The organism is Rossellomorea oryzaecorticis (assembly GCF_038405515.1).
GTDB lineage: Bacteria > Bacillota > Bacilli > Bacillales > Bacillaceae_B > Rossellomorea > Rossellomorea oryzaecorticis_A.
In genome coordinates this window covers 23,444-32,735 of sequence record NZ_JBBYAF010000046.1, presented here as the reverse complement: position 1 = coordinate 32,735, position 9,292 = coordinate 23,444, and the positions used below count along the sequence as shown (strand labels likewise).

Sequence of the window (9,292 nt, the reverse complement as noted above, 5' to 3'; positions counted from 1 at the left end):
GGTGGCATAAGACGAATCGGCCTGGAAGGCGCTCTTTGCCTTCTTGGTCGGTTTGGCTTATGACATGTGCCTCTAAGCCCTGCAGCTAGACAAGTGAGACCCCGCAGGAGAGCAGCGACGAGGAGGCTCACGGGTCACCCGCGGAAAGCGAAGTCTTGCACGGAAATCAACAGCTGCGTTTAAAGACCAAAAATAAATTTATTATAAAACTATATTATTTAGACAAATTAACTATCAATTAAACCTATTTCTACAAAAATCCTTAAAATCCTACTTTGGATGGATTTGAATAAAAAACACTTTTCAAATGCAGCGTTTCTATGTAAAATATAAAGAAAATATAGAAAATTCTATATTTTAAACATTCCTAGGAGGTTGGTCATGAAAATCTTAAGTAATGAACAGTTAGTGGCAGCTTATCGTGATGCTGAGAAACAAGGGAATGATCAAGACTGGATTCAATTATTAAGAAAAGAGATCCGTACTCGAGGATTAAAACCTTTTAGGAAATCATGACATTGGAAATAAAGATAAAATGATATGAAATTTCATTCTCACCCCCTGAGAATAAATTTTTGACAGACTCCACTTTAGAGTCTGTCTTTTTGTTCTTCATTAGTAATCACTTCGCTTCTGGCAATAATGATTCTCAATTTGTTGTTTTTGTGTACTATTCAAGAGACCTATTTTATGAAAAATATAAGTATAATAAATAATTTTTTTTGCGTGGCGTGGATTCACGATGTTTAACTCCTTTCGTCCTAATTTTTCCTTAAGGAAAAATATTTTCATCTTCCTATATTTTATGTAGATGGTTAAAAAGAGTGAAAAAGATAGGAAAAACACCAATCCAGGCTTCAGAGCTAGCCAATAAAAAAAGCTGATACATGCATCATGTATCAGCCAAAAGGTTCATCTATATTATTCATACAAGAATGTTTATCCCTCAAGAAGCAAGTCTTCAGGATTTTCGAGCAAGTTTTTAATCATCGCAAGGAAACCTACCGCTTCTTTTCCATCGATGATTCTATGATCATAGGAAAGGGCGATATACATCATTGGACGATTTTCCATATTTTCCTTATCAATAGCTACAGGACGAAGTTGAATTGTATGCATTCCCAAAATCCCTACTTGCGGTCCGTTTAATATTGGAGTAGAAAGTAAAGAACCAAATACCCCACCGTTTGTTATCGTGAAGGATCCGCCTGTTAAGTCTGCAAGTGAGAGCTTGTTATTCCTTGCTTTCGTCGCTAACTCCATGATTTCTCCTTCAATTTCCGCGAAGTTTTTGCGTTCACAGTCTCTAACGACTGGCACGACTAACCCATCTTCTGTTGAAACAGCTACACCGACATCGTAATACTTCTTAAGGACGATTTCGTCACCGTCAATTTCAGCATTCACGTATGGATATTTCTTCAGGGCGGCTACTACAGCTTTCGTAAAGAAGCTCATGAACCCTAATCTCACATCGTGAGACTCGAAGAATTTATCTTTTTTACGTTTACGCAATTCCATTACTGCTGACATATCAATTTCATTGAATGTGGTCAACATAGCAGCTGTCTGCTGTACTTCTACAAGACGCTTTGCAATAGTTTGTCTGCGGCGCGACATTTTCTCGCGTTCCACTGGCTTGCCATCATCTTTCTTAGCAGGTGCTTTTTTAGCTTCCTGTGCTGGTTTAGATGGAGCAGAAGCAGGTTTGTTCTCATAGGCTTCAATATCCTGTTTGCGCACTCGTCCAAGTGGGTCAGTAGGAACTTGGGAAAGGTCGATACCTTTTTCACGAGCAAGCTTACGCGCCGCTGGTGATGCAATCGGGCGATTCTTTTTATCTTCTTTGGCAGGCTCTTCTTCCTGTGGAGATTTTTCTTCCGCTTTCTCCTCTTGTTTAGGAGCTTCCTTCTCTTCACCTTTTTGTTCAGATGGTGCAGGAGCTTCCCCGCCTTCTCCTACAATGGCAATGACCTGTCCTACTTCTACAGTATCACCTTCATCCGCTTTCAGCTCTTGAATGGTTCCTGCTTCTTCAGAGATCACTTCAACATTTACTTTATCTGTCTCAAGTTCGACAATGTATTCGCCCTTTTCAACGTAATCACCCGGTTGCTTCAACCATTGAGCAATCGTACCCTCTGTAATTGATTCTGCCAATTCTGGAACTTTGATTTCTGCCACTGTGATGTCCTCCTCTTTCTTATCGAGTTAACGCTTCATTAATAATACGTGCTTGTTCTTTTTTGTGTACAGTCGGTTCCCCTTCTGAAGGACTTGAACGTCTGCGGCGGCCAACATATTGAACTTCAACGCCGTCGGGTGCCAAATCACGAAGTCGTGGTTCAACAAAAGTCCAAGCTCCCATATTCTTGGGTTCTTCCTGAATCCATACAAGTTCTTTTAGATTTGGATACCTTTCCAGCATGCCTGCTAAATCATTCTTAGGGAAAGGATAAATTTCTTCTAACCGAAGGATGTGAAGCCAATCTGTTTCATCAATACCTTGAAGTTTTTCTTCAAGATCAATTGCGATTTTCCCGCTTCCGATTACAATTCGTTCTACGGCTTCATGATTTTCTCCCAATCCTTTTTGTTCTAAGACGGAATGGAATTCACCCTCAGCCAATTCTTCTGCAGTTACAGCTGCAAATTGATTTCGCAACAGGCTCTTAGGAGTCATGATAACAAGCGGGCGAACTTCTTCCTTTTGAAGGATTGCCGCTTGGCGTCTTAATATATGGAAGTATTGACCGGCAGTTGAACAATTGGCAACTGTCCAGTTATATTCTCCACCTAATTGCAGGAATCTTTCAAGACGGGCACTGGAGTGTTCAGGGCCCTGACCTTCATAACCGTGCGGAAGAAGCATGACAAGACCTGTTTTCTGGCCCCATTTTGCTCGGCCGGCAGAAATGAACTGATCGAACATTACCTGTGCCATATTGGAGAAATCACCGAATTGGGCTTCCCAAAGAACGAGTGTTTCTGGTGCAAAAACATTATATCCATACTCATATCCCACAACTGCTGTCTCTGTTAATGGACTATTATGAACCACAAATGAAGCATTGCCGTCCTGGATATGATGCAAAGGAATATATTCTTCACCTGACTTTTCGTCATGAAGAACAAGATGACGCTGAGCAAAGGTTCCACGCTCGGAATCCTGACCGGTTAAACGGATCGGCGTTCCATCTTTTAATATTGATGCGAATGCAAGTGTTTCCGCATGTGCCCAATCGATTTTCCCTTTACCTTCAAATGCTTGACTCCGTCTTTTTAAAATCTTCTCAAGCTTCTTGAAAACATTGAAACCTTCAGGCCATTGCAGTAATTCTTCATTTATTTGCTGAAGCTTGTTAAATTCAACAGATGTATCTAGTTCAGGTAATCCATTTGCTACATCTTCAGGAGGAGCAAGAACTGTATCCGGGTCTTCATCCTTTGCAGGCACCTTTTCAAAAGCGGCTTTCAACACTTCTTCAACCTCGGAATCCATTTTTTCGATATCTTCTTGAACAACGATCCCTTCAGAAATCAGCTTTTCAGCATAGAGTTTTTTGGCATTTGGATGATTTTGGATGATCGAATACATTTGCGGATTCGTCACCATTGGTTCATCCATTTCGTTATGACCAAATCGACGGTAACCGATCAAATCGATGACGAAATCTTTACCGAATGTTTTACGATATTCATAGGCTAAAACAGCAGCAGCCAAGCATGCTTCCGGATCATCCGCGTTGACATGTACAATTGGCACTTCAAAGCCTTTGGCTGTATCGGAGGCATACTTCGTTGAGCGGGAATCACGGCTTTCTGTCGTGAATCCGATCATATTATTTGCGATTAAATGAATCGAGCCTCCGGTATTATAACCTCTCAATTGACTCATATTTAATGTTTCTGCCACAACACCCTGTCCAGGGAATGCAGCGTCCCCATGAATCATCACTGCATAAGAAGTTTCAGATGATTGGACTGGGTATCCATTTTCTTCACGGTTCTCTTGGGCCGCACGTGTATATCCCGCAACAATCGGGCTCACAACCTCCAAGTGGCTTGGGTTGTTCGCTAATGTAACACGGGCTCTTGCTGTAGGTAATGATTGTGGCGAAATCTCTCTGTCTGCTCCCAGATGGTATTTCACATCCCCCGTCCATCCGAAGGTGATGCCGATAGAACCCTCTGAAGGAATTAGATCCTTGCTTGGAGCATGCTGGAATTCAGCAAATATCATTTCATAAGGTTTTCCGATCACATGCGCAAGAACATTCAATCGACCTCGGTGAGCCATTCCGATATTCACCGTTTTAGCCCCGGCTTCTACTGAATAACGAATTAATTCATCCAATAGCGGAACCATTGTATCCAAGCCTTCAATTGAAAATCGCTTTTGCCCGACAAAGGTACGATGAACATATTTTTCGAATCCGTCGACTTCTGCCAAACGCTTTAATAACGAGACTTTTTGATCTTTTGACAGTGGTGCAAAATAAGAGCCGGATTCAATTTTCTCTCGAAGCCAATTCTTCTCTTCCAGTTCATGTACGTGAGCATATTCAAATGCAAGCTTCTGTGTATAAACTTCCTTCAAGTGATTTACAGCCTGAAGGCCGTCTTGAATATGAGATGGAGCATCCGGGCATAGAAAATCTACAGGAATACTCTTCAAATCTTCTTCTGTCAGTTCGAATTCAGACAATTCAATTCTACGTGTGTCTTTATTGCGGTCATTAAGCGGGTTGATATCCGCTGCTAAATGTCCATATGTACGAATATTATCTGCCAGCTTGACAGCAGCTACCATCTTGCTTAATGCTGTTGGCTGTGCAGGTAAAGTAAAAGAAGTATCTGCTTTCTGAGCGTTTGCCATCACTGCAGCATCTTCAGCAGTAGGAGGCCCCCATTGTTCAAATAATTCCTTCAATTCAGGATCTACTTGTGAAGGATCCTCAAGGAATTGTTCATAAACCTCCATCACGTAGCCCAGATTTGGTCCATAAAAGGAATGCCATGGCTCGCCTTGATTTGTCGATTGCTTTTTCATCGTGAAAAACCTCCAACTATTTGCCAGTTAGTATAATTTGGGTATCAGGTATCCTTCCATTTCAACATTCAATAATTGTTATGCAAGAATAATAATTTACAAAGCACTAAAACGCTTACAGGGATATTTTATCACTGTGCAGTAGTAAGATAAAGTCTTTATGACAAATTTCTTAAAATTTTGTTTACTCCCCTGCTCGCTATCCTTTTAACTTATATTCCCATAATAAATTGTGATAAATTTCATTTAAAAAACGACTATTCTGAAATAACTTTTTATTAAGCGCTTTCTTATCCACCCTCTTATGAATGATTAATAAGGTAATTTTTTTTCATAAACCATCTTACTACTCTTACTAAAAAAAACCAAATACTTTTTATTATTTTCATGTTATTTTCATGAATTTTTATTGTTTTCAAGAATTATATAATGAAAGGATCGCCCTAAGCCCGGATATACCTCTCATTCCCTTTTTATCGAAAGATTAACCACCAATGTAATGCCTCTGAACTATTCGCCCATCCCTGCATACAATATTACATCCAATAGAATGCTCTTTATTATGAGAATCTCGTTTAGAGTGTGGTAAAGAAAGGTGATGCTTATGTTCCCTTGGAGCCTTTTTCCATTCAATAAAGATATGAAGCAACAAATGAATCAGATGAATCCCAAGGAAATTGATTCCTATGTACAGGATATGATGAAAAAGATGTTTCCCGGCGGATGGAACAGCATGATGACTCCTACTGATTCAATGAAAGGTCATCAGCCTTTTATTCATCCTGCAAGTGAAGAACCAAATCATCAGGATTCCCGGGCTTCTACTCCTTCGAATTCAATCCCTGTCAATATATTCGAGACGTTTGAAGATGTCTATATCCGTATGAAAATCCCCAACGATGAGTGGATGAAACAAATGAGAATCTATCATACATCGAATCAAGCGATCATTGAAAACATCCCTGAACACGGTGACCGGCAAGTACTCACGCTGCCTTCACTGGTAAAGAAAAAGGGCGCGATTGCACAGTTCAGGGACGGCATCCTTGAATTAAAGATTCCGAGAAGCATAGATATGCAATACACAGAAATAGACGTCTCAGAAAAATATTGAGACGTCTACACTCCTTCATCATTTCCGTTTGCTTTTTTCAGCGAAACACGGATGATAGTCCCAGCCGGTTTATTTTTTATCGCTTGGATTGTTCCGCCATAGTTATGGATTAACTTGGATGCGATAGCCAAGCCCAATCCGTATCCGCCTTTTTCTCTGCTTCTTGCTTTATCTACCCGATAGAAGCGATCAAAAACCTTTTTCAAATCCTCTTCAGGAATCCCGATCCCTTCATCCCTCACTTCAAGGACAAGGTGCTCAGCATGTTCAGATAACCAGACCTCAATGCTAGTGTAAGGTTCGGAATACTTTACAGCATTATCCAACAATATAACCAAAACCTGTTCTAGGTGCCTCTTCAAAATAAACGCATCGGCATTTTGTTCAATCTCATTTTTAAGCTGAAAAACATAACCTTTATGGAGGAAAGTAAAATCACGGATGATTTTGTCTGCTGAAGACTTTATGTTTACTCTTGAATTTTCATAGTTTGTCATTTCACGGTCTGCTCTTGATAATACAAGGAGTTCATCGACCAGCCGTTTCACTCTGTCAAGTTCCTTTAATGAGACCTGTAAAGATTCTTCTAAGATCGACGGATCTTTTTTTCCCCATCTGTTTAATAAAGCAAGATGCCCCTCCAGCACTTGAATAGGTGTTCTTAATTCATGGGAGGCATCTTCAACGAACTGCTGCTGCTGTCTGAAGGACATTTCAATCTCACTCATCATTTTATTAAATATTTGAGACAGTTCACTGATTTCGTCGTGTGTGTTCGTGTTTTCGACCCGCTCCTGAAATCCGCCTCTTTCAGTGGAGCGCATCGCCTCTGATAATTTGTTCAAGGGCCGGATGAAGCTTCTGGCCATTAGATAACCTAATAATACGCTTAACAGCAATGCAGCTCCACCGGTTATCGTCATCATCCAAAACAAGTTCTTCATGATCTTTTCATAACGACTGAGCGGCTGGATGATTTCAACATACCCATCAAATTGTCTGGAAAGGATAGGAGAATGTCCAATCAATATCTTCTTTCCATCAGATTCAATCAGTTTGACTGTTTTATCTCTGACAGGCTGAAAAGGCATATAAAAGGATGGATCAGTTTCCCCTTTGATCTCCAAGACCTGTTCTCCTTTGCGGCCGAGTATCCTGATCGTCTGATCCTTTTCTGCAATTTGCTTCATGAGGTCTTTGCTGTCATAAATATCATTCAGTTCGATATTGGGGTCTCGCTGTTTAAAAAAAACTGTGATTTCATCGAGAACACGGCTGAAGTTGTTCTCTTCTTCATCTATCATCCATTTACTGATTGCATGATATTGAAAGAAACTGAACAGAAAGAACGCTAGAAATATCGCTGACCCGGCTGCAAGTGCCCACTTGAGCTTTAAAGATGACGGTGTATACCATCTCTTCCCTTTTTTCATGATCTCATCACATATCCAGTTCCCCGTACCGTTTGAATGACGCTCTCCTCATCCGGGGAGTCCAGTTTATTACGTAAATAGCGGACGTAAACATCTACAACATTGGTTTCTACTTCCGTATCATAACCCCATACTTTATTCAATAGAACATCCCGAGTCAGCACGATGTTTTTATTCTCCAGAAAAGCGACAAGTAGATCATACTCTCTTTTCGTCACTTCGATTTCACCATCACCTTTAAATACCTGCCTGGATTCTTTATTAACTGTTAAGGTTTTATGGACATAGGTGGTAACAGGGGATTGATGCAAATCGTTATGGGACCTGCGAAATACGGCTCTCAGTCTTGCAAGAAGCTCTTCAATCGCAAATGGCTTTACGATATAATCATCCGCTCCACTGTCGAGTCCTGATACTCTGTCCATTACACTATCCCTTGCTGTGATCATCAGGATGGGAGTTTCTTTGACCTGCCTGATTCTCCTGCATACTTCAATGCCGCTCAGACCTGGAAGCATAAGGTCAAGCAGAATGACATCCCACTCCTGATTTAAAGCCATTTCTAGTCCGTCTCGCCCGGTATAAGCAAGACCAGTCTCATATCCTTCATATTTAAGCTCTAATTCAATAAATCGCGATAAGTTTTTCTCATCTTCAATTACTAATACTCTTTTCATCTACTCACCTGCTACACTTAAACTAAAGGTTACTTTATTTCTTCGCAAAAAAATCATTGAACGCCTGAAAAATTTCAATGCCCTGATACGTGAACAAGGTCAAAGCTGTGAAACTGAAAAATAGGATGGGTAAGAAGCGAATCCACATCATATAATTACCTCCCTTATGTGCTCTCAAGTTTATCTTCCTCTCCCAATATTAAATTTTGATGAGAAGACGATAAAATTTCGCTTAAACCGGGGAGGTTAACATAATTTAATTATTGTTTATTGATTTATCGATGTTTTTTATCAATACCAATAATTCAGAGAGTTCTTCGATAATATATTGAATCCCCTCCCCATCCCAACATTCCGTTTTTTTCCATATACCTGTCATACCTGATCGAATAGAAGCCTCTACATCATTTATTGGATGATCACCTACATAAACTGCATTAGAAGGTTCGATTCCAAGTTGATTCAATGCATGTTTAAAAATACGGAGATCAGGTTTTTTGATCCCCAAGCTTTCTGAAATTAATATGATGTCAAAAAAAGGTGCTAACTTAAGTGCTTCAATGGTACTGGTCTGTAAATCTTCCCTTCCATTGGTTATAAGGCCTAAGAGGTATCCTTCTTTTTTCAGTGTAGACAGTACATCATGCAGACCAGGAAAAGGTGTTGCGTGGCCAGCAAAATTCAACAAGTAATCCTTTACTAAATCTTCCGGACATAAATGCTGCAAGGAGAAAAACTTGATTATTTTTGCATAGACGACATCTTTCCACACATACCCTCTTTGATCCCACTCCACAAACTTCATACAGAACTCTTCTTTGTTCACACCATATTCAGTAAATAAACGATCGTATTGATCACTGATAAAATTCAATAATGATTGTTCCCTGTCCAACAGGGTTTCATCCAAATCAAATAAGATAGCCTTCAATTCCCGTCTTCCTTTCATTAAAAAGTTTAATTTTTTCATGAAGAGGTATTTATATCCATATACATGTATTACCTTAATTTGAAA

The 9,292-nt window shown here is 39.9% G+C and carries 7 protein-coding genes; 2 read left to right on the top strand and 5 right to left on the bottom strand.

What is annotated here, in order from left to right:
- Window positions 1-381: 381 nt before the first annotated feature.
- Window positions 382-516, top strand: a complete 135-nt coding sequence (gene sda / locus AAEO50_RS18345; protein ID WP_032088099.1) for a sporulation histidine kinase inhibitor Sda — start codon at window positions 382-384, stop codon at window positions 514-516.
- Window positions 517-939: 423 nt separating this feature from the next.
- Here sda and odhB read toward each other — a convergent pair whose 3' ends face one another.
- Together odhB and AAEO50_RS18335 are read right to left on the bottom strand one after the other, a co-directional pair.
- The gene (gene odhB, locus AAEO50_RS18340) at window positions 940-2,184 is read right to left on the bottom strand and encodes a 2-oxoglutarate dehydrogenase complex dihydrolipoyllysine-residue succinyltransferase (protein WP_341985776.1); all 1,245 of its coding nucleotides are present in this window, start codon (window positions 2,182-2,184) and stop codon (window positions 940-942) included.
- A 19-nt stretch (window positions 2,185-2,203) separates the two neighbouring features.
- Window positions 2,204-5,053: a 2-oxoglutarate dehydrogenase E1 component gene (locus AAEO50_RS18335; RefSeq protein WP_341985775.1), complete on the bottom strand. Its 2,850-nt coding sequence runs from the start codon at window positions 5,051-5,053 to the stop codon at window positions 2,204-2,206.
- A gap of 652 nt (window positions 5,054-5,705) precedes the next feature.
- Between AAEO50_RS18335 and AAEO50_RS18330 the strand changes: the two genes are divergently transcribed.
- Window positions 5,706-6,167 carry an Hsp20/alpha crystallin family protein gene (locus AAEO50_RS18330; protein WP_341985774.1) on the top strand — a complete coding sequence of 154 codons (462 nt, stop codon included), beginning with the start codon at window positions 5,706-5,708 and terminating at the stop codon, window positions 6,165-6,167.
- 5 nt (window positions 6,168-6,172) lie between these two features.
- On the opposite strand, the gene AAEO50_RS18325 is transcribed toward AAEO50_RS18330, so the two are convergent.
- The 3 genes from AAEO50_RS18325 to AAEO50_RS18315 form a co-directional block, all read right to left on the bottom strand.
- Window positions 6,173-7,600: a HAMP domain-containing histidine kinase gene (locus AAEO50_RS18325; protein WP_341985773.1), complete on the bottom strand. Its 1,428-nt coding sequence runs from the start codon at window positions 7,598-7,600 to the stop codon at window positions 6,173-6,175.
- Complete coding sequence (locus AAEO50_RS18320; protein WP_341985771.1) at window positions 7,597-8,277, bottom strand: response regulator transcription factor; 681 nt, start codon at window positions 8,275-8,277, stop codon at window positions 7,597-7,599. The genes AAEO50_RS18325 and AAEO50_RS18320 overlap by 4 nt, the downstream gene beginning before the upstream one ends.
- Before the next feature lie 256 nt (window positions 8,278-8,533).
- Window positions 8,534-9,247 (bottom strand): HAD family hydrolase, encoded by a 714-nt coding sequence (locus AAEO50_RS18315; RefSeq protein ID WP_341985770.1) that lies wholly within the window; start codon window positions 9,245-9,247, stop codon window positions 8,534-8,536.
- Window positions 9,248-9,292: the final 45 nt, after the last annotated feature.